Genomic DNA, 20,172 nt, shown 5'->3' on the forward strand with positions numbered 1-20,172 from the left:
GAGGACTCATGCAACCCAGCCCCGGACCCGACATGCAATATCTGCGGCAGGTGCTACTGGAAATGCTCGCCATTCCCTGCCCGACCGGTTTCACCGACGGCATCGTGCGCTATGTCGCCGAACATCTCGACGCCATGGGCGTGCCCTATGAATTGACCCGGCGCGGCACTATCCGCGCCACGCTCAAGGGCCGCCAGCGCACACCCGACCGCGCCATTGCCAGCCACCTGGATACCGTGGGCGCCATGGTCAGCGAAATCAAGGACAACGGCCGCCTGAAACTCACGCCCATCGGCTGCTGGTCAAGCCGCTTCGCCGAGGGCAGCCGGGTCAGCCTGTTCGCCGAGCATGGCTGTTTCCGGGGCAGCGTACTACCACTGATGGCTTCCGGGCACGCCTTCAATACCGAAGTCGACACCCTGCCGGTGAACTGGGACACCATCGAGCTGCGCCTGGACATTCGCACCACCAGCCGCGCCGAAACCGAAGCCGAGGGTATCGCCATCGGTGATTTCGTTGCCTTCGACCCGTTACAGGAGTTCACCGACAACGGCTTCATCAGCGCACGCCATCTGGACAACAAGGCCGGCGCCGCTGCCCTGCTCACGGCCATCAAGTATATTGTCGACAGTGGCCAGGCCCTGCCCCTGGACTGCCACCCTCTGTTCACCATCACCGAGGAAACCGGCTCCGGCGCGGCAGGCGCATTGCCCTGGGATGTCAGCGAATTTGTGGGCGTGGATATCGCGCCGGTGGCTCCCGGGCAGGCGTCCACCGAGCATGCCGTGACCCTGTGCATGCAGGATTCCAGCGGGCCCTACGATTATCATCTGAGCCGACACCTGCTGAACCTTTGCGCGCGGGACGAGATTCCGGTGCAGCGCGATATTTTCCGTTACTACCACAGCGACGCCGAATCGGCGGTCCGCGCCGGCAACGACACCCGGGTGGCATTGATCGCCTTCGGCACAGACGCGACCCATGGCTACGAGCGCACCCACCGCGACAGCCTGGAAGCTCTGACGCGCCTGCTGATTGCCTATGTCTTCAGCCCACCGGTGTTCGAGCATGATGATCGCGACAGCGCGCCGCTGGAGAACTTCCACCTGCAGACCGATGCCGACATGCCATTGACCGGCGAAACCCCGCTGCCGCCCCTGGAACAGATATTTGCCTGTGACAGGGAAAAGGAATAGGTTGCGGCCATCCCCCGCATCCTGACAGCGATTCGGCCACCGCTGTTTGAGAAACACCCTAGTCTAAACGTGACCATCGGGTTACATTCCTCGTCTGCCTATGCAATCAAACCCAATTCGATGCCTGCTGGTCTTTGGACGATACTCTCGAGTATCCGTCAGGATGTCAGCCCGCTCCGGTCGCTACGTACCGGAGCCACGCAGCGAAACAGCGAGGAGTCTTGCTTGATGTCGCGTTTACCGGTCATTGTCGGCTTCGGTGGTTACAACGCCGCCGGCCGCAGCTCGTTTCACCATGGCTTTCGGCGCACCGTGATCGAATCACTGCCCGCCGCCGAGCGTCAGGAAACCCTGGCGGGGTTGGCCGTGCTGATGGGGCTGGTACGCGCAGAGAATGATCGTTACCTGGATGACGCGGGGCAGATTCTCACGCCAGCGGACATCGAGCAGCGCTTCGGGCAACAGATTCTCGATGGCACTCTGGTACGCCGCATAGAAAAGCGTCACCTGGACGTGGACGCAGCCCATTGGCACAAGGCGCTGCCGGTCGGCCTGGAAGCGGATCAACCCCTCTCGTTCATTACCCTGGCCAAGCAATTGCCAGAGCCGTTGCCTGCGGGCTGGACCGCGGAGGTGCTGGATAACGGCGAAGCCCGTGTCACCATCGCCGGCAATTGTGAGCTCAAGGTCGACAGCTATCGGCCCCTGGCGGTCAAATCCGCCGGCCAACTGCCCACCGGGTTTGAGCCGGGCGAACAGTACAATTCACGCTTCCACCCCCGCGGCCTGCAGATGGCCATCGTTGCGGCGGCAGATGCCCTGCATTCCACCGGCCTGGCCTGGCAGCACATTCTCGAGCATGTCGAGCCCGACCAAGTCGCTGTGTTCGCCAGCAGCATCATGAGCCAGCTGGATGAGTTCAGCTTCGGCGGCATGATGCAGTCGCGCCTGAAAGGCCACCGGGTCAGCGCCAAGCAACTGGCCCTGGGGCTGAACAGCATGCCGGCGGATTTCATCAACGCCTATGTACTGGGCAGCGTCGGCACCACCGGCGCCATTACCGGCGCCTGCGCCAGCTTCCTGTACAACCTGCAGAAAGGCATCGAGATGATCGGCAGCGGCCGCGCCCGTGTGGTGCTGGTCGGCAGCAGCGAAGCGCCCATCACCCAGGAATGCATCGAGGGCTACGGCGCCATGAGCGCCCTGGCCACCGAAGAAGGCCTGCGCAATATCGAAGGTCGGGATGAGGTGGACTTCCGCCGGGCCAGCCGTCCGTTCAGCCAGAACTGCGGCTTCACCCTGGCCGAGTCGGGGCAGTTCTTCATGCTCATGGACGATGAACTGGCGCTGGAGCTGGGTGCCGATATCCATGGGGCGGTGCCGGATGTGTTTGTCGGCGCCGATGGGTTCAAGAAGTCCATTTCCGCTCCCGGCCCGGGCAACTATCTGACCATGGCCAAGTCCGTCCACAGCGCCATGCAGATTCTCGGCCCGGAGCGGGTCCGCCAGCGCAGCTTCGTACATGCCCACGGCTCCAGCACCCCGGCCAATCGGGTCACCGAGTCACAGCTGATCGATGAGGTGGCAGCCGCCTTCGGTATCGAAGAACTGCCCGTGGCGGCGGTCAAGGCCTTTGTTGGCCATTCTCTGGCCAGCGCCAGCGCCGACCAGTTGGCCTCGGCCCTGGGCACCTTCAAGTACCAGATCATTCCCGGCATCAAGACCATCGACAGCATCGCCGCGGATGTCCACCAGCAGCACCTGCGCTTCAGCACCACCGATGTATCACGCGCCGATAATCCGCTGGAAGTGTGCTTCATCAATTCCAAGGGTTTTGGCGGCAACAACTCCAGTGCGGTAGTGCTGGGCCCCCAGCCGGTCGAGCGCATGCTGCGCAAGCGTTACGGCGCCGAGCGCTTTGCCGATTATGAAACCCGCCGCGAGGAAGTGCGCAAGGTTGCCGCCGCTTATGGGCAGCGGGCATTGCTGGGTCAGCTGGATGTGATCTACAACTTCGGCAAGGACATGATCGACGAGAGCGATATTCAGATCAGCACCGAGCAGATGCGCATTCCCGGTTTCAGCCAGCCGCTGGTGTTCAAGCAGGATGCGCGTTTTTCCGACATGCTCGACTGAGCAGGCTCATTGTAGGAACGGCCTTGGCCGCGAACAGGGTCAGCAGCAGCCCCTTCGCGACCAAGGCCGCTCCCACACAGGCCGGCCAATACCCGAAATAATCGGGCTCAGGTGCATAACACGGGGGGCTGCGCGACAGCCTCCGCCATAGGCGGGGCAGAGACTCCTGTCAGCCTAGCACCGCGGCAACCGCCAGCAAGATACGAGCTGGCGCTCGAATCTCCCAGGAGTTCACTCCAGTCATGGCCCGCCCTGGGATTGTCGAGCACCAGCTCGACAGCTCTCCCAGATACGCGCGCAATCAGACCTTACTTGCGCTGACCGGCCATGGCGGCAATAAAGGCGGCCATTTCGGCGTTCTTGTCCGCAGCGATGCTCTGAACATGGGGGTTCTGGTTGAGCAGCTCCAGCAAGGCCTGGGCCTCTGGCCAGTCACCCAACAGATCGATGCCGAACAGTTTCTTGCCGACGATCTGCGCCAGGTCGATGCTGTAGAGGAACAGGATATCGGCGATGGTCATTTCGCTACCCGCCACATAGGGCGCGAAACTGCCATGGCGACGCAGGGTGGCGACGCCGGCCTGCAGATCGGCCTTGGCCTTGTCTTTCACGCTCTGTTCCACCTTGCCACCGAAGAATACCTCCGGGTAGCAGCTGCGCGCCGGCAGCTCGATATACAGTTCGATTTCCTTGGCCAGCGCCCTGACGGTCGCCCGAGCGAAGGGAACGCTTGGTAGCAGCGCCTTGCCGCCCTGGGTCTCTTCGATATATTCCAGGATGACGTTGGTTTCGCTGATGAAACCCTGCTCGGTTTCCAGAAAAGGCACCTTGCCGCGCGGGCTCTTGGCCAGAAACTCGGCATCCTGGCTGCTGTGGACGGTGTTGATTTCGAAATCTGCGCCTTTTTCCAGCAGCGCCAGTTTGGCCATATTGAAGTAATTGCTGACTGCAAATCCGTGAAGTCTGAGCATCGTCGTTCTATCCATCTTGTTTTTGAAAGATGCCAGTGTTGATCAGGAACCCGGGGCACGTCCAGTCCATCACAGCCATGAATTTCACCAGAGCCGATAGCCGCATTGCTACCGCGTTCCGCGCTGGCTAGACTGCAGGTGTAGTTTACCGTCTATCAGAAAAGGTACTGCCCATGTCACTGACTTCCGAAGAAATCGACGATATCAATCTGCTGGTCCAATACGATCTCGCCAATACCCAGGCGGGGCTCAAGGTACATCAGCGGGAGGCGTCGGCCACTACGGTGGAGACGGCCGCACGGTTGTATCGGCGGGGGCTTACCACGATGGATGATGGCGGCTATCTGACCAGTCTCGGGCTGGAAGCGGCGGAACATGCCCAGGCGCTGATGACCATACTGCGCGCGAAATAAGTCAGCGATATCTCGATGGATCGCCGCTCGGCATGAGGAGCGGCGATGGCTCATCTTACTCGTCCAGATCCAGCTCCACCTCATCTCCCGACAGATCTCCCAGCACCTGCGCCAGCACGATACCGAGTGCTTCACCGTCGCTGTCATGGATCCATCCGTGCGCCGGCTGATAGCCAAAGTGCAAGGTGCCATCCGGGGTCGCCACCCATAGCTCGCGCGAAGCCGGCTGTCGGCCGATGACCAGCCGCGGGCCGGCGGCCAGCATCAATATCAGTGACCCTTCGGTCTGTTCCATGTCCAGATCCAAGTCGGCAGCGTCCAGCGCCTGCTCGATACGGTCCTGAATCAGATCAACCTGACGGTGGAATTCGCTTTCATTCAATTCTTGCATTGCCTTCCTTTCCTGCTTCTGCGGCGGGTGCGCCGGACTCCCGGGCTGGGTATACTGCCGGATATTGTCCGTTTATCAACCAGGATTCCACCATGAAACAATCCATTGCGGCATTCTTCATGCTTCTGATCCTCGCCGGCTGTGGCCAGAAAGGCCCGCTATACATGCCCGAAGAGCCAGCCGGCCAGCCGGTTGATCCGGCCCGGGAAGAAATGACCCAGCAACCTACCGGAAACTGAAATACTTCATGAGTGAATTTGAATACCAGAACGGCGAACTGCACGCCGAAGCCGTTGCCCTGTCCGCCATCGCCGAGCAGTATGGCACGCCCTGCTACGTCTATTCGCGCCGCGCCATCGAGCAGGCCTTCCTGGCCTGGGATTCGGCCCTGGCCGGCCAGCCCCACCTGGTCTGCTTCGCGGTAAAGGCCAATTCCAACCTGGCAGTGCTGAACCTGCTGGCTCGCCTGGGTGCCGGCTTCGATATCGTGTCCGGCGGCGAGCTGGAGCGGGTATTGGCCGCCGGTGGTGATCCGGCGCGGGTGGTGTTCTCCGGCCTGGGCAAGACCGAGGACGAGATGCGCCGCGCGCTGCAAGTCGGCATCAAGTGCTTCAACGTGGAATCCACCGCCGAGCTGGAGCGCCTGCAGAAGGTCGCTGCCGAGCTGGGCGTGCAGGCGCCGGTATCCCTGCGGGTCAACCCCGATGTGGATGCCATGACCCACCCCTACATCTCTACCGGCCTCAAGGAAAACAAGTTCGGGATCGATATTGCCTCAGCGCTCGCGGTATACCGCCGGGCTGCAGCTCTGCCCAATCTGGACGTGCAGGGTGCGGATTGCCATATCGGCTCCCAACTGACCGATGACACCCCGCTGATCGATGCCCTGGATCGCATGTTGCTGCTGGTCGATCAACTGGCTGCCGAGGGTATCCAGGTCCACCATCTGGATCTGGGTGGCGGGCTGGGCGTGACCTACGACGACGAAACCCCACCCACGCCGGGTGAGTATCTGGCCAAGGTGCGGGAGAAAGTGGCTGGGCGCGATTTGACCCTGCTGTTCGAACCGGGCCGTTCGATCGTTGCCAATGCCGGCCTGCTGCTGACCCAGGTCAACCTGTTGAAGCCGACCGAGCACAAGAACTTCGCCATCATCGACGCGGCCATGAATGACCTGATCCGCCCGGCTCTGTACAGCGCCTGGATGGGCATCGATGCCGTGCGTCCACGCACCGACGTGGCGGCCAAGCCCTGGGATCTGGTCGGCCCGGTCTGCGAAACCGGCGACTTCCTCGGCAAGGACCGGGAACTGGCCTTGGCCGAGGGTGACCTGCTGGCGGTGCGTTCGGCCGGTGCCTACGGCTTCGTCATGAGCTCGAACTACAACACCCGCCCCCGTGCGGTCGAGGTGATGGTGGACGGTACGGCAACACATCTGATTCGCCGCCGGGAGACGGTCAGCGAGCTGTTCGCCGGCGAGTCACTGCTGCCCGAGGCCTGACATGCTGCTGCGATTCACCAAGATGCACGGCCTGGGCAATGATTTCATGGTCATCGACCTGGTGACCCAGCACGCCCAGTTGTCGCCGAAACTGATCCGCCAGTGGAGCGATCGGCACACCGGCATCGGCTTCGATCAGTTGCTGGTGGTGGAACCGCCGGGCCATCCCGATGTGGATTTCCGCTATCGCATCTTCAATGCCGATGGCAGCGAAGTGGAGCAGTGCGGCAACGGCGCGCGCTGTTTCGCCCGCTTCGTGCAGGACAAGCGCCTGACCGCCAAATCGGAAATCCGCGTGGGAACAGCGGGCGGCCTGATCACCCTGAATGTTCGCCGTGACGGCCAGGTCACGGTGGACATGGGCGCGCCGCGCTTCACCCCGGCGCAGATCCCCTTTGCCGCCGACCATGAAGCCGTGAGCTACCCGCTGGAGGTCAATGGCCAGACGCTGGAAGTGGCCGCGCTATCCATGGGCAATCCCCATTGCGTGACCCTGGTGGATGACCTCGACCACTATCCGGTGGCTGACATCGGCCCGCTGATCGAGCATCATCCGCGCTTCGCCAACCGGGTCAATGCCGGTTTCATGCAACTGGTGGATCAGCATCAGGCGCGGCTGCGCGTCCATGAGCGCGGCGCCGGCGAGACCCAGGCTTGCGGCACCGGTGCCTGTGCGGCTGCGGTGGCGGGCATCCGGCTCGGGCATCTGAAATCCCCGGTGACCATACGCCTGCCAGGCGGCAACCTGAAAATCGAATGGGCCGGCCCCGGCCAGCCGGTAATGATGACCGGACCCGCCGCCCGGGTCTACGAAGGACAGATACGCATATGAGTACAACCAGCCAGCCGCCAGCCACCGAACTGGATGCCACCGTTGTGGCCGATTATCTGCGTCGCCATCCGGCATTTTTTGTCGAGCATGACGAGCTGCTGCCCGAGCTGCTCATTCCGCATCAGTCAGGTCAGGCTGTATCGCTGGTGGAGCGGCAGGTCAAGCTGCTACGCGAACGCAATATCGACGTGCGCCATCGGCTCGGCCAATTGATGGATGTGGCCCGGGAAAACGACCGGCTGTTCGAGAAAAGCCGCCGGCTGATTCTCAACCTGCTGGAATCGCCAGACGTGGAAGAGGTGATCGCCACCATCGAAGACAGTCTGCGTGATGATTTCCAGGTGCCCTTCGTCGCCCTTATCCTGTTCAGCGAGACACCACGCATCGGCAACGCCCGCTACACCACGCACAGCGAAGCCCGCGAGGCCATCGGCCATCTGCTGGACAGCGGCAAGACCCTCACCGGAGTGCTGCGCAGCCATGAGCTGACCTTCCTGTTCGGTCCCCAGGGCGAGGAAGTCGCCTCCACCGCTCTGGCACCGATTCAGCATCAAGGGCTGCATGGCGTGCTGGCGCTGGGCAGCCGCGACCCGCAGCAATACAAGAGCGCCACCGGCACCCTGTTTCTCGGTTATATCGCCGACGCCCTGGCCCGGGTGCTGCTGCGCCAGCGACCGCTGAGCAGCGAGCCGCGGAGCCTGTAGTGAGCAGCGCGCCGCTGCTGACGGAGCTGGAGGCGTTCCTCGGGCATCTGCGCAGCGAGCGGCAGCTGTCGCCTCGCACGCTGGAGGCCTATCGCCGTGATCTGGACAGCCTGTGCCGGTTTCTGGCCGAGCGCCAGGTCAGCGATTGGAACGCGGTGGACAGCGCCCTGCTGCGGCTCTATATCGCAAGCCGGCATCAAGCCGGATTGTCCGGTCGCAGCCTGCAACGCGAGCTGAGCGCGGTGCGCAGCCTGTATCGCTACCTGTTGCGCGAACGGCGTTGCCGGCACAACCCGGCGCTGGACCTGCGCCCGCCCAAGTCCCCCCGCAAGCTACCGCGCACCCTGGACGCCGACCTGGCGGCACAGCTGCTCGATACCGGCGAGGAAGAAGACTGGCTGACGATCCGCGACCACGCCATGCTCGAACTCTTCTATTCCTCTGGTCTGCGCCTGTCGGAACTGGCCAGCCTGGACATGGGCCGGCTGGATATCGATGCCGGCGAAGTCCGGGTCATCGGCAAGGGCAACAAGACCCGGGTGCTGCCGGTGGGCCGTATGGCACGCCAAGCTTTGCGCAGCTGGTTCAAGGTACGGCCGGTAGTGGCGGACACCAGCCAGCCGGTGTTCGTTGGCATGCAGGGCCGGCGGCTGACGCCACGGGCTATCCAGTTGCGGGTGCGGCGTTACGGGGTCGAGCATATCGGCCAACATCTGCATCCGCATATGCTCCGGCATTCCTTTGCCAGCCATCTGCTGGAGTCATCAGGCGATCTGCGCGCGGTTCAGGAGCTGCTGGGCCATACCGATATCAGCACCACCCAGGTGTACACTCATCTGAATTTCCAGCATCTGGCCGAGGTGTATGACAGCGCTCACCCCCGTGCCAGACGCAAGTCTGAAGACTGAACGGATTGCTTATCATGTTTCAATTGCTGACCTTTGATCTGGACAACACCCTGTGGGAGACCGAGTCGGTGGTCGCGGCTGCCGAGCAGACGCTGCTGGAGTGGCTGGACCGGCACGCTCCCCTGTTCACCCAGCGGCTGGACCGGGAAGCCCGACAGGCTCTGCGCCATGAGGTGCTGGCTGGCGACCCCGCGCTGCGCCACCGCGTCACCGCGCTACGCATCGCCGTGCTGGAACATGGGCTGCGCAAGGCTGGTTATACCGCCGAGCAGGCGGCGGAGCTGTCGCTGGCCGGCTTCGAGGTGTTTCTCGAAGCGCGCCATGCGCTGACCTTCTTTCCCCACTGTGAGCCGCTGCTGGAAGAGCTGGCGCGGCATTATCAGCTGGCGACCATTTCCAATGGCAATGCCGACGTGCGTCGGCTGGGGCTGGAAAAGTATTTCAAGATCATCGTTTCCGCCGACGAGATTGGTCTGAGCAAACCCGACCCCGCGCCCTTTCTCGCCGCGCTGGAGCGCGCCGGGGTGGAGCCGCATCAGGCCTTGCATATCGGTGATCACCCGATCGATGACATTCAGGGTGCCCGTGAAGCGGGGTTGCACACCCTGTGGTTCAACCGTCTGGGGTTGGAGTGGGCGGAGGCGGAACGCCCCCATGGCGAGGTGCGCTGCCTGAGCGAGATTCCCGACTGGCTGCGCAATTATCGGGGCTGAGCGTCAGCGCCCGATGGAAATACAACGAGCCCGCGGCGACCGACGGGCTCGTCAATACCGCGATACGTCAGATCGGCCGGCTGCCGTACTTCCCTTCTGGCTTTTTCGGCGGATCACCCAGTGCGTTGTTGTCGACTTCCTGAACCTTGCCGCCGCGTGCAAGGAACTCCTCCATCTGCCGCGCCAGCATTTCACGCTCCCGAGCCTTGGCTTCCAGGGACAACCCTTCCAGGGGGTCTTCCTGATTGGCCGACTTCTTGCGCGGTTTTACCGCGGGCTCATCATCGCTCTCCATGGCATCGGTTTCATCAACATCACTGTTGTCCACCTCTTCTTCCTGCAGGTCATCATCTTCGATATCGTCTTCACTCATGGCGTTCCTCCGCTTGAAACTTGGCTATATATAGCGCAACAGAGGGATTTGAACAGAGGGTAAGGAAAAAAATTTGCCTCATCGAGATGATGTTGCCGGCCCGGCAGGGGCTCGGCCCGTGGATCAGAGGTCCTGCAGGCGCCCGCATTGCTCGGCCAGGCGGCGGGTTTCCCCCTCCTCCAGCGCCAACATGTTGCGCATCAGTTCAGCCGCCGCCGGGATCGCCGCGCGACCGGTCATCGAGGTGTACACTTCGATCAGCTGACCATGCAGCTCGAACAGCTGTTCATTGATTTCATTGAAATCCTTACCGACGAAGCTCAGTTCCCACCTGGCTCTTGGCGGCAGGTCTTCGCCGATATGCTCATACAACCAGGTCCGGCTTTCCGCCTCGCTGGCCTGCGCCCGGAACTGATCCACCTTCCTGGCGATATCACGCTCATGGCCGGCCACGTATTCCATCAACCACCGGCTGCGCTGGTCGGTATCAGGGGTGATGGCCTGTTCCAGACAGTCAGCAATGATGGTGTGCAGATCGCTGGTCCATTCCAGCAGATAATCGAACGTCTCGGCTTTCATGCAAATCTCCCTTGGCGAATGATGCGTTCACAACTTGTGACTCTGTCGGAGCCGGCAAGTTTTGCAGTTTTTGCCCAGGTAAAAACGCAGACAGGGCGCATATGCGCCCTGTCTGCCATCAGCCATCACTTGTTGCCGGTGAACTCGGGGTAGGCTTCCATCCCGCATTCGGAGATATCCACACCTTCGTATTCTTCCGCCTCGGAGATCCGGATGCCGATCACCGCCTTGATAACGCTCCAGATAATCAGGCTGGCGAGAAACACCCAGGCGAAGATGGCGATCACGCCCAGCAGTTGCCCACCGAAGGTCGCCTCGGCATTGCTCAGCGGTACCGCCAGCACGCCCCAGATACCAGCCGAGCCGTGGGCGGAGATGGCACCGGCCGGATCGTCGATTTTCACCCGATCCAGCGCCAGTACGCTGAAGACCACGATCACACCACCCACCGCACCGACCAGCAGGGCGCCGAAGGCCGTGGGCGACAACGGATCGGCGGTGATGGACACCAGCCCCGCGAGCGCACCGTTGAGCAGCATGGTCAGGTCAGTCTTGCCAAACAGCAGGCGCGACACGATCATCGCGGCGATCAGCCCACCCGCTGCCGCCAGGTTGGTATTGACCATCACCTGGGCCACATTATTGGCCGACTCGATGTCGGAAATCTTCAGCTCGGAGCCGCCGTTGAAGCCGAACCAGCCCATCCACAGGATGAAGATACCCAGGGTGGACAGGGCCAGGTTACACCCCGGAATGGCATTGATCTGGCCGTTCGGGCCGTATTTGCCCTTGCGCGGCCCCAGCAGGATGACCCCGGCCAGCGCTGCGGCAGCACCTGCCATGTGCACGATGCCAGAGCCTGCGTAATCGGAGTAGCCCATCTCGCTCAACCAGCCGCCACCCCAGCTCCAGGCGCCCTGAATGGGATAGATGAAGCCGGTCATGATCACCGCGAACAGCAGGAATGCCCACAAACGCATACGCTCGGCGACGGCGCCCGAGACGATGGACATGCAAGCCCCGGCAAAGACGATCTGGAAGAAGAAATCGGCGCGGCTGGAATAATACGGCGCGTCGTCCCCTCCGGCCATGACTGCATCAAGGGTGTTTTCCTGCCCAATCAGCATGCCCAGGCTTGGAAAGATCGGCCCCGTGGATGAGTACATGATGTAGTAGCCGACCAGCAGGTACATGATCGACGCGATGGCGAACAGTGCGATGTTCTTGGCAAGAATCTCGGTTGTACTCTTGGTGCGCACCAGGCCGGCCTCGAGCATGGCAAAACCGCAGGCCATCCACATTACCAGCACGGCACACATCAGAAAATAGAACGTATCAAGCGCGTACTTCAGTTGTACGATGTCTTCCATAATCAAGCCCCCCAGATAGGCTTTATTACTTTGTAAGCGAATGCAGCGACGCGTTAGATAGCGTCGGTGCCGGTCTCGCCTGTCCTGATGCGGATGGCCTGCTCCAGCGCCACAACGAAGATCTTGCCGTCGCCGATCTTGCCGGTGTTGGCCGCCTTGGTGATGGCTTCGATGACGCGGTCGAGCATGTCGTCGCCGATGGCCACTTCGATCTTGACCTTGGGCAGGAAGTCCACCACGTATTCAGCACCCCGATACAGCTCGGTATGGCCCTTCTGCCGACCAAATCCTTTTACTTCGGTGACGGTAATGCCCTGAACGCCGATCTCGGAAAGCGATTCCCGAACGTCGTCCAGCTTGAATGGCTTGATTACAGCCGTTACTAATTTCATGTTGATACTCCCGTTAGATGGACTGCCCTGGGGGACAGGACAAGTCTATGCCGAGTTAAAGCCTTTTAAAATCGGACTTTGCACGGATGCGTGCAGAAAACCCGCAGCACACCGCCCCGCGCGGCCTGATGCAGTTGCCCACCGCATCGTGCACCGGATCACATTTTCGGCACTGCGCTATTCGGTTCCGCGGGTGATCCGGATACTCTGGCTCTTTGCAGAAACCCTGCCATCTTTGAAATATCTTTTATTTTCAAGTGGTTGAATAAATTCCGGGATGAGAATGGCAATGATGGCGGCCGTAGCCGCACCAGCGTGGTGCGCTGCAGTCGCGTCAATGCGCCAGAGTCGGGCAGCGCAGCGGGTGCCGTTTTGGGGCGTGGGGCGGCGGATGTTAGACTCGCACAGCCAGACCGGCCGCGGCCGGCCCCTTTCAATTACCGGAAACGGAACGCATATGCTGCATAAAGTCTTGTTTGATACCGTCGGCAATCAGGCAGCAAAACTGCTGATGAGCGATGGAACACGGCCCACCGCCGAAGTCGAGCGCCAGCTCAAGGCCATGCTGCAAAGCGCACTGGCCAAGCTGGATGTGGTGAGCCGGGAGGAATTCGATACCCAGCAGACCGTTCTGCTGCGCACCCGGGAACGCCTGGAAGCGCTGGAGAAGCGGGTGGCGGAGCTGGAACAGCAACCCTGACGGCACCGCCGTCGCAGCCTCCCGGGTGGAGGCGATCAAGGAGTGATCATGTCCCTGGCGATTGTCCACAGCCGCGCCAAGCTGGGTATCCAGGCGCCACCGGTGATGGTGGAAGTACATCTGGCTAACGGCATGCCGAGCCTGACGCTGGTCGGACTGCCGGAAACCGCCGTACGGGAAAGCAAGGACCGGGTGCGCAGCGCCCTGCAGAATGCCCGGCTGGAATTTCCCAGCCTCAAGCGCATCACCATCAACCTGGCGCCGGCCGACCTGCCGAAGGAAGGCGGGCGCTTCGATCTCGCTATCGCCCTTGGATTACTGGCCGCCAGTGGCCAGATACCTCCCGCCAGCCTGGAACGCTGCGAAGTGTTGGGCGAGCTGGCCCTCTCCGGCGAGCTGCGCCCGGTCCAGGGCGTGTTGCCTGCCGCTCTGGCCTGCCGGGATAACCAGCGCACCCTGCTGCTGCCCCGCGCCAATGCGGCCGAGGCGGCGCTGGTGCAGGGGGTGGAGATCATCGCCGCCGAACATCTGCTGGAGCTATGCGAGCATCTGCGCGGCGAGCAGCTATTGCCAGCGGTGGCGGCCGGCTCACGGCCACCACCGGCCGGCAACCTGCCCGATCTGCGCGACGTGCAGGGACAGGCCCAGGCCAAGCGCGCGCTGATCGTGGCCGCCGCCGGTTCCCATAATCTGTTGCTGTTCGGCCCACCGGGTACCGGCAAAACATTACTCGCCAGCCGCCTGCCCGGTATCCTGCCGGCGCTGGAGGAAGAGCAAGCGCTGGAAGTGGCGGCGATCCAGTCCGTCTGCGGACGCGGCATGTTGCAGCATTGGCCGACCCGCCCGTTCCGCGCGCCCCACCATGGGGCATCCGCCGCGGCGCTGGTGGGCGGCGGCAGTCAACCTCGGCCAGGGGAGATCAGCCAGGCGCATCACGGCGTGCTGTTTCTCGATGAACTGCCGGAGTTTGATCGCAAGGTGCTGGAGATGCTGCGCGAGCCGATGGAGTCGGGCGAGATCCATATCGCCCGGGCCCGCGAACAACTGACCTTTCCTGCGCGGTTTCAGCTGATCGCCGCGATGAATCCGTGCCCCTGCGGTTATCAGGGCGACCCGTCCGGGCGCTGCCGCTGTTCACCGGAACAGGTGGAACGTTACCGCAGCAAACTGTCCGGCCCGCTGCTGGATCGTATCGATCTGCATCTGGCCATGCACAACGAGGCGTTCAGTCTCACCGGGCAGACCGTCGGCAAACCCGACAGCGCCGAGGCTGGCGCTGCAGTCGCTGCCGCCCGTCAACGTCAGCTCGACCGTCAGGGCTGCCTGAATGCCTATCTGGATCTGTCCGATGTGCGCCAGCATTGCGCGCTGCCAACGGCCGACGCGAGCTGGCTGGAAAAGGCGGTGGCGCAGCTGGGATTATCGCGGCGGGCCAGCCATCGCGTCCTGAAGGTCGCACGCACCTTGGCCGATCTCGAACAGCAGCCCATGATCGGGCGGCCGCACCTGGCCGAGGCATTGCAGTATCGGCAACTGGATCGCCAGCCGCTGGATCGCCTGCCACTCAGCTAGCAGGGGAGCACTGAGGCGTGCCGCTCAGCACGTTATCCCGGCCCATACTATAGGCATCGGCGAAATAACACAGTTCGTCAAAGGGCAATGCCGGACTGATGAAGAAACCCTGGATCTGGTCGCACCCCATCCCCCGCAGGATTTCCATTTGTACCCGTTCTTCCACCCCTTCGGCCACCACCTGCAAACCCAGGCTGTGGCCCATATCGATCATCGCTGCGACCAGTTGCCGGTCTGCCGGGCGCTCGGCGGTGCCGCGAACGAAGCTGCGATCGAGCTTGAGCAGATTGATCGGCAAGCGGTGCAGGTGTACGAAGGAGGAAAAGCCGGTGCCGAAATCATCCAGCGAGAAACGAACGCCTAGTCCGGTCATGCCCACCATGGCCTGCTGCACTTGCTCAGGGCGCTGCATGACGGCGGTTTCCGTCAGCTCGAACTCTAGCTTGCGCGGATCGATACCGGTCTTGGCAACCAGCCGCTCGATGGTCGCCAGCAGGCGCCCGTCGAGAAACTGCCGGAAGGACATATTGACCGCCACGTGCAGATCTATCCCTTGCCGCTGGAGGATGCTCAGGTCATGGCAGGCGCGGGCGATGACCCAATAACCCATCGGCACGATCAGGCCGTTCTCCTCGGCCAGTGGGATGAACTCGTTGGGCCCCAGCAACCCCCGTTCGGGATGGCGCCAGCGAATCAGCCCTTCCACCCCAACGATCCTGCCACTGCTGAGCTCAACGCGCGGCTGATAATGCAGCTCCAGTTCGTTATTGCGCAACGCCCGCCGCAGCTCCCCCTCGAATTCGATCTGGCGGGACGCCTGCAGATTGATGCGTTCATCATAGAAATGGAAATGACAGCCACTCTGCGCCTTGGCCTGCTGCATGGCCAGGCCAGCACGCAACAGCAGATCATCGACTGTCTGCCCCCCTTCGGGGAAGGTCGCGATACCGATACTGCAGCCCAGCAGCAGGCTTTCCTCATCCACCCGGTACGGCTCGGCCAGCCCGTCGATAACCTTTTTCATCACATGCATGAGGTTGGCGTGAGAGTCGTAATCTTCGAGGATGACGGTGAATTCATCACCGCCCATGCGTCCAACCGTATCGGTGGAACGCAGGAGATGTCGCAGCCGATCGGCTACCTCGCGGATGATGGCGTCGCCGGCCACATGACCGAGGCTGTCATTAACATGGCTGAAATTGTCCAGATCCAACGACAATACGGCCAGGGGCTGGTTGGTGCGCGTCGCGCGACACATGCCCTGTTTGAGACGATCCTGCAGCACCTGCCGGTTGCAACAGCCGGTCAGCGGATCATCACTGGCGGCACGGGTGAGTGCTACCTGCAGGGCGGCTCGTTCGCCAGCATAACGCAGACAGCGGAACAGTTCGCCGTCGCTGGCCTGATCCGAAATGCTATCCACCACGCCAACGGGCAAAGCATCGGCAGTCCCGTGCGTCAACAGAATCACCGGAACACTGCATTGAGGGATGGGAAGGAAGGTCTCGCGGGCCAGTATCACTGACTCCAGGTCGGGCACCAGCAGGTCCATCGCCTGTTGCCAGTTCCGGGCAACAACGACCGAAGGAACGCCGTCTACCGCCAGACGAATGGACAGCTGTTTCGCAGCGGCGCCATTGTCTTCCAGCAACACAATCCGTTGTAGCGGCCTTTCCACAGACAGCAAGTTCACCTCGTCTCAGACCTGGAAAAAACAAAGCCTGCCTCAGACTAGCTTTTGGCCATTATCATGTCGAGCGTTTCCGGCCCGGTCAGTAGCATACCCTATGCTAGAATCGCGCACCCGGTTTTGCGTGAGGTCAATGTGTCGCAACTCAATCCCCGTCAACAGGAAGCAGTCCACTATATCGGTGGCCCCATGCTCGTGCTGGCCGGCGCCGGAAGCGGCAAGACCAGCGTGATTACCCGCAAGATCGCCTACCTGATCAAGGAATGTGGCCTGCGCGCGCAGAATATCGTCGCGGTCACCTTTACCAACAAGGCCGCCCGGGAAATGAAGGAGCGCGTCGGCTCACTGCTGCGCGGCGCCGAGGGGCGGGGCCTGACGGTATCGACCTTTCATAATCTTGGCCTGAACATCATTCGCAAGGAGCACAAGCGCCTGGGCTACAAGCCCGGCTTTTCGATCTTCGACCAGAATGATGCCCAGGCGCTGATCAATGACCTGATGCACAAGGACTACGGCGCGGACGACGGCGTCGAGGGCATCCAGGCGCAGATCTCCGCCTGGAAGAATGACCTGATCACCCCCGAAGAAGCGCTGGAGCATGCCAAGACGCCGCAACAGCAGACCGCTGCCAGCGTCTACATGCACTACAACCGCACGCTGAAAGCCTACAACGCTGTAGATTTCGACGACCTGATCCTGATCCCGGTGTTGCTGTTCCGCGACCACCCTGACGTGCTGGAAAAGTGGCAGTTTCGCATCCGCTACATGCTGGTTGACGAGTATCAGGACACCAACGCCAGCCAGTACCTGCTGGTGAAGATGCTGGTGGGCAGCCAGGCGCGCTTCACCGTGGTGGGGGATGATGACCAGTCGATCTATGCCTGGCGCGGCGCTCGCCCGGAAAACCTCGCCCAGCTGAAAGAGGATTTCCCGGCGCTGAAGGTCGTCATGCTGGAGCAGAACTACCGCTCCACCAGCCGCATCCTCAAGGCCGCCAACACCCTGATTGCCAATAACCCGCATGTGTTCGAGAAACAACTGTGGAGCGAGCTGGGCTATGGCGATCCGATCCGGGTGATCCGCTGCCGCAACGAGGATGCCGAGGCCGAGCGGGTGGCCACTGATATCCAGAATCTGCATCTCAAGCAGCGGATTCCATGGAAGGACATTGCCATCCTCTACCGGGGCAACCACCAGTCCCGGCTGATCGAACTCAAGCTGCAGCACCATCAGATTCCCTATCACCTGTCGGGTGGTACCAGTTTCTTCAGCCGCCAGGAGGTCAAGGACGTGATGTCCTACTTCCGCCTGCTGGTCAACCCGGATGACGACAACGCCCTGCTGCGGGTGATCAACGTACCGCGCCGGGAAATCGGCCCGGCGACCCTGGAAAAGCTCGGCACCTACGCCAACCAGCGCGAGATCAGCCTGTTCGCCGCCTGCACCGAAATGGGCCTGGCCGAGCATATGGAACCGCGTTACTGCGAACGCCTGCAGCGCTTCGGCCACTGGCTGGAAAAGGTCCGCCAGCAGTGCGCCCAGAACGAGCCCATCGCCGCCCTGCGCAGCATGGTGATGGATCTGGACTATGAGAACTGGATACGGCAGAACTGCTCCAGCGACGAGATCGCTGCCAAACGCATGGGCAACGTCTGGTTCTTGCTGGACTCGCTGAAAACCACCATGGATCGTGATGAAACCGGCGAAACCACCTTCGAGGATGCCATCGCCAAACTGGTGCTGCGCGACATGCTCGAACGCCAGGAAGAGGAAGAGGACGCCGATCGCGTGCAGCTCATGACCATGCACGCCTCCAAGGGCCTGGAATACCCACACGTCTATGTGCTCGGCATGGAAGAAGAGATCCTCCCGCACCGCTCCAGCATCGAAGCCGACAGCGTGGACGAAGAACGCCGGCTGGCCTACGTGGCCATCACCCGCGCCAAGCGCAACCTGACCTTCACCTTCGCCGCCCGCCGCCGTCAGTTCGGCGAAATCATCGACTGCCTGCCCAGCCGCTTTCTCGATGAGCTACCGCCAGATGATCTGGAATGGGAAGGCACCGAGGACGTCCCGGTGGAAAAGAAACAGGCCCGTGGCAATACCGCCCTGGCGGACATCCGCAGCATGCTCGGGCGTTAAACTCGCGGGCAAGCCCGCCCCATAGCATCTGCCCCATAATCCAGCCGCCAGAAACAGAAAAACCACCGCAATGGGTGGTTTTTCTCAAAGCACAGCTCGACTCAGTTGAGGGACAGAATCCACTCAGCCAGCGCAGCGGCTTCTTCATCATTGACCGCATTCGGCGGCATCGGGATCGGACCCCAGTTACCGCTGGAACCGTTCTTGATGCTGGCGATGATATGGTCCGCATCACCCGCGTACTTGGCCGCCACTTCCTTGAGTGCCGGACCTACCAGCTTGTTGTCGACGCTGTGGCACGCGACACAGGCCTTGGCACTGAACAGCGCCTCACCCTGAGAACCACCGCCGGCAGCCGCATCGCCACCGGCCGCAGCAGCAGGTGCAGCGGCGACTTCGTTCGCGCACTCATCACCGGTCACGCACACAGTACCGTAAGGCTTGATGCGCTCAGCAATGGCCTCGTCAGTGGCCGCAAAAGAGTTGCCGGCAACCAGGGCAAGCATGGCGGCGGACGCAGCCAGATATTTTTTCAAGATCGTCACTTATACATCCTCATCATGGCTATAGGTATGAGCCCAAGTACAGTGCCCGGACAATTGCGCAAGTATACCGGTAAACCCATAAGCAGCAAAACAGCAACCGCGTGCAGCGACAAGCCGCCGCACCTGGGCGGGGCTCGGCGACACGGCCGGTATTGTACCGAAACCATGGACGAATGCCTTATCTATGCGTATCATGGCCGCGCTTACGCACCCGTAGCTCAGCTGGATAGAGTACTGCCCTCCGAAGGCAGGGGTCACAGGTTCGAATCCTGTCGGGTGCGCCATACGAATCAAGCACTTACGGGCTTTCACGCCAGACGCTGCAAACCCCATGGGTGCAGGATGGGTGCAAGCCAACATAGAAAAGCCCCTCCAGCGCTCAGCATGAAGGGGCTTTTTTGTGCCTGCGGGTGTCACGCCACCTGGTCACGGATCTTCAAAACGGTGGTGGTTGAACAGCCTGCGTGCCTGGCGGTGGCGCGAATACCCAGGCCGGCACCCAGGAGCTCGCGGACCCGCTTATGCAAATCCTCATCCACCGGCCGGCCCTTATAGCGGCCCTCGGCCTTGGCCTTCTCAATGCCCTGGGCTTGGCGCTCTCGGCGCTGCTCGTAATCCTTGCGAGCAATCGCCGCCATCATATCCACCAACATCGAATTTATGGCGCCCAGCATTCGATTGGTGAACTCATCGCCGGCGGCGGTTGTAATGCCTTGGTGACTGGTGGGCAGGTCCAGCGCAACGATGCGCAGCCCCTTTGAGTCGATAGCGCCTCGGAGCTTTGCCCAATCCTCGGTCGGCAAGCGCGAAAGGCGGTCGATGGATTCCACCAGCAGCACGTCACCCTTTTTTGCGTCCTTCAGCAGGCGCAGCAGCTCGGGACGGTCGGCCTTGGCTCCGCTCTCGTTCTCCAGGTATTCGCAAGCAATGCGCTGGCCATGGCTCTCCGCGAACTGCTCAAGGGCGGCACGGGCGCGGCTGGCATCCTGCTCACTGGTTGACGCTCGAAGGTAGGCTCTGACAAACATGGCTCGATCTCCACTG

At 61.8% G+C, this 20,172-nt stretch carries 20 protein-coding genes, 1 tRNA gene and 1 pseudogene; 13 read left to right on the forward strand and 9 right to left on the reverse strand.

Going from position 1 to position 20,172, the window contains the following annotated elements; translation table 11 throughout:
- The first annotated feature begins 8 nt into the window (after positions 1-8).
- The gene (locus QAO71_RS15630) at positions 9-1,196 is read left to right on the forward strand and encodes an osmoprotectant NAGGN system M42 family peptidase (protein ID WP_036988969.1); all 1,188 of its coding nucleotides are present in this window, start codon (positions 9-11) and stop codon (positions 1,194-1,196) included.
- A gap of 228 nt (positions 1,197-1,424) precedes the next feature.
- Positions 1,425-3,332 (forward strand): beta-ketoacyl synthase, encoded by a 1,908-nt coding sequence (locus tag QAO71_RS15635; protein WP_280164847.1) that lies wholly within the window; start codon positions 1,425-1,427, stop codon positions 3,330-3,332.
- Positions 3,333-3,640: 308 nt separating this feature from the next.
- Here QAO71_RS15635 and QAO71_RS15640 read toward each other — a convergent pair whose 3' ends face one another.
- Positions 3,641-4,303, reverse strand: a complete 663-nt coding sequence (locus tag QAO71_RS15640) for a glutathione S-transferase (protein ID WP_280164848.1) — start codon at positions 4,301-4,303, stop codon at positions 3,641-3,643.
- A 173-nt stretch (positions 4,304-4,476) separates the two neighbouring features.
- On the opposite strand from QAO71_RS15640, the gene QAO71_RS15645 reads away from it, so the two are divergent.
- Entirely contained in the window at positions 4,477-4,716 is a 240-nt protein-coding gene (locus tag QAO71_RS15645) for a TIGR02647 family protein (protein WP_036988966.1), read from the forward strand.
- A 55-nt stretch (positions 4,717-4,771) separates the two neighbouring features.
- On the opposite strand, the gene cyaY is transcribed toward QAO71_RS15645, so the two are convergent.
- On the reverse strand, positions 4,772-5,107 hold the full coding sequence (gene cyaY, locus QAO71_RS15650) for an iron donor protein CyaY (protein ID WP_036988965.1): 336 nt from the start codon (positions 5,105-5,107) through the stop codon (positions 4,772-4,774).
- A 92-nt stretch (positions 5,108-5,199) separates the two neighbouring features.
- Between cyaY and QAO71_RS15655 the strand changes: the two genes are divergently transcribed.
- From QAO71_RS15655 to QAO71_RS15680, 6 genes are read left to right on the forward strand one after another with little or no spacing between them, the layout of a single operon-like run.
- Positions 5,200-5,346 carry a lipoprotein gene (locus QAO71_RS15655; RefSeq protein WP_083392483.1) on the forward strand — a complete coding sequence of 49 codons (147 nt, stop codon included), beginning with the start codon at positions 5,200-5,202 and terminating at the stop codon, positions 5,344-5,346.
- 8 nt (positions 5,347-5,354) lie between these two features.
- Complete coding sequence (lysA, locus tag QAO71_RS15660; RefSeq protein ID WP_280164849.1) at positions 5,355-6,608, forward strand: diaminopimelate decarboxylase; 1,254 nt, start codon at positions 5,355-5,357, stop codon at positions 6,606-6,608.
- A gap of 1 nt (position 6,609) precedes the next feature.
- Positions 6,610-7,440, forward strand: coding sequence for a diaminopimelate epimerase (gene dapF, locus QAO71_RS15665; protein ID WP_280164850.1), 831 nt, complete (start codon positions 6,610-6,612; stop codon positions 7,438-7,440).
- Positions 7,437-8,144, forward strand: a complete 708-nt coding sequence (locus QAO71_RS15670; protein WP_036988962.1) for a DUF484 family protein — start codon at positions 7,437-7,439, stop codon at positions 8,142-8,144. The genes dapF and QAO71_RS15670 overlap by 4 nt, the downstream gene beginning before the upstream one ends.
- Positions 8,145-8,158: 14 nt before the next feature.
- Positions 8,159-9,052, forward strand: a complete 894-nt coding sequence (gene xerC / locus QAO71_RS15675; RefSeq protein ID WP_280165697.1) for a tyrosine recombinase XerC — start codon at positions 8,159-8,161, stop codon at positions 9,050-9,052.
- A 14-nt stretch (positions 9,053-9,066) separates the two neighbouring features.
- Positions 9,067-9,765 carry an HAD family hydrolase gene (locus QAO71_RS15680; protein ID WP_348273400.1) on the forward strand — a complete coding sequence of 233 codons (699 nt, stop codon included), beginning with the start codon at positions 9,067-9,069 and terminating at the stop codon, positions 9,763-9,765.
- Between the two features lie 67 nt (positions 9,766-9,832).
- On the opposite strand, the gene QAO71_RS15685 is transcribed toward QAO71_RS15680, so the two are convergent.
- The 4 genes from QAO71_RS15685 to glnK all read right to left on the reverse strand — a co-directional run bounded on the left by QAO71_RS15685 (position 9,833) and on the right by glnK (position 12,479).
- Entirely contained in the window at positions 9,833-10,138 is a 306-nt protein-coding gene (locus tag QAO71_RS15685; protein ID WP_036988960.1) for a hypothetical protein, read from the reverse strand.
- Positions 10,139-10,261: 123 nt separating this feature from the next.
- Positions 10,262-10,717, reverse strand: a complete 456-nt coding sequence (locus QAO71_RS15690; RefSeq protein WP_280164851.1) for a hypothetical protein — start codon at positions 10,715-10,717, stop codon at positions 10,262-10,264.
- A gap of 125 nt (positions 10,718-10,842) precedes the next feature.
- Positions 10,843-12,087: an ammonium transporter gene (locus QAO71_RS15695; protein WP_036988957.1), complete on the reverse strand. Its 1,245-nt coding sequence runs from the start codon at positions 12,085-12,087 to the stop codon at positions 10,843-10,845.
- Between the two features lie 53 nt (positions 12,088-12,140).
- On the reverse strand, positions 12,141-12,479 hold the full coding sequence (gene glnK / locus QAO71_RS15700; protein ID WP_036988956.1) for a P-II family nitrogen regulator: 339 nt from the start codon (positions 12,477-12,479) through the stop codon (positions 12,141-12,143).
- Positions 12,480-12,936: 457 nt separating this feature from the next.
- Between glnK and QAO71_RS15705 the strand changes: the two genes are divergently transcribed.
- Together QAO71_RS15705 and QAO71_RS15710 are read left to right on the forward strand one after the other, a co-directional pair.
- Positions 12,937-13,179, forward strand: coding sequence for an accessory factor UbiK family protein (locus tag QAO71_RS15705; RefSeq protein WP_036988954.1), 243 nt, complete (start codon positions 12,937-12,939; stop codon positions 13,177-13,179).
- 48 nt (positions 13,180-13,227) lie between these two features.
- Positions 13,228-14,751: a YifB family Mg chelatase-like AAA ATPase gene (locus tag QAO71_RS15710; protein ID WP_280164852.1), complete on the forward strand. Its 1,524-nt coding sequence runs from the start codon at positions 13,228-13,230 to the stop codon at positions 14,749-14,751.
- Here the strand turns inward: QAO71_RS15710 and QAO71_RS15715 are convergent.
- Positions 14,744-16,444, reverse strand: coding sequence for a bifunctional diguanylate cyclase/phosphodiesterase (locus QAO71_RS15715; protein WP_280164853.1), 1,701 nt, complete (start codon positions 16,442-16,444; stop codon positions 14,744-14,746). The genes QAO71_RS15710 and QAO71_RS15715 overlap by 8 nt on opposite strands.
- Positions 16,445-16,576: 132 nt before the next feature.
- Here QAO71_RS15715 and rep point away from each other — a divergent pair, with 132 nt between their 5' ends.
- Complete coding sequence (gene rep / locus QAO71_RS15720) at positions 16,577-18,583, forward strand: DNA helicase Rep (protein WP_074779765.1); 2,007 nt, start codon at positions 16,577-16,579, stop codon at positions 18,581-18,583.
- Positions 18,584-18,684: 101 nt separating this feature from the next.
- Here the strand turns inward: rep and QAO71_RS15725 are convergent.
- Positions 18,685-18,918: pseudogene (locus tag QAO71_RS15725) on the reverse strand (c-type cytochrome); the annotation flags it as partial.
- A 417-nt stretch (positions 18,919-19,335) separates the two neighbouring features.
- On the opposite strand from QAO71_RS15725, the gene QAO71_RS15730 reads away from it, so the two are divergent.
- A tRNA-Arg gene (locus QAO71_RS15730) sits at positions 19,336-19,412 on the forward strand.
- Between the two features lie 129 nt (positions 19,413-19,541).
- Here QAO71_RS15730 and QAO71_RS15735 read toward each other — a convergent pair.
- Positions 19,542-20,156, reverse strand: a complete 615-nt coding sequence (locus QAO71_RS15735) for a recombinase family protein (RefSeq protein ID WP_280164854.1) — start codon at positions 20,154-20,156, stop codon at positions 19,542-19,544.
- Positions 20,157-20,172: the final 16 nt, after the last annotated feature.

The organism is Halopseudomonas sp. SMJS2, assembly GCF_029866945.1.
GTDB classification, from domain to species: domain Bacteria; phylum Pseudomonadota; class Gammaproteobacteria; order Pseudomonadales; family Pseudomonadaceae; genus Halopseudomonas; species Halopseudomonas bauzanensis.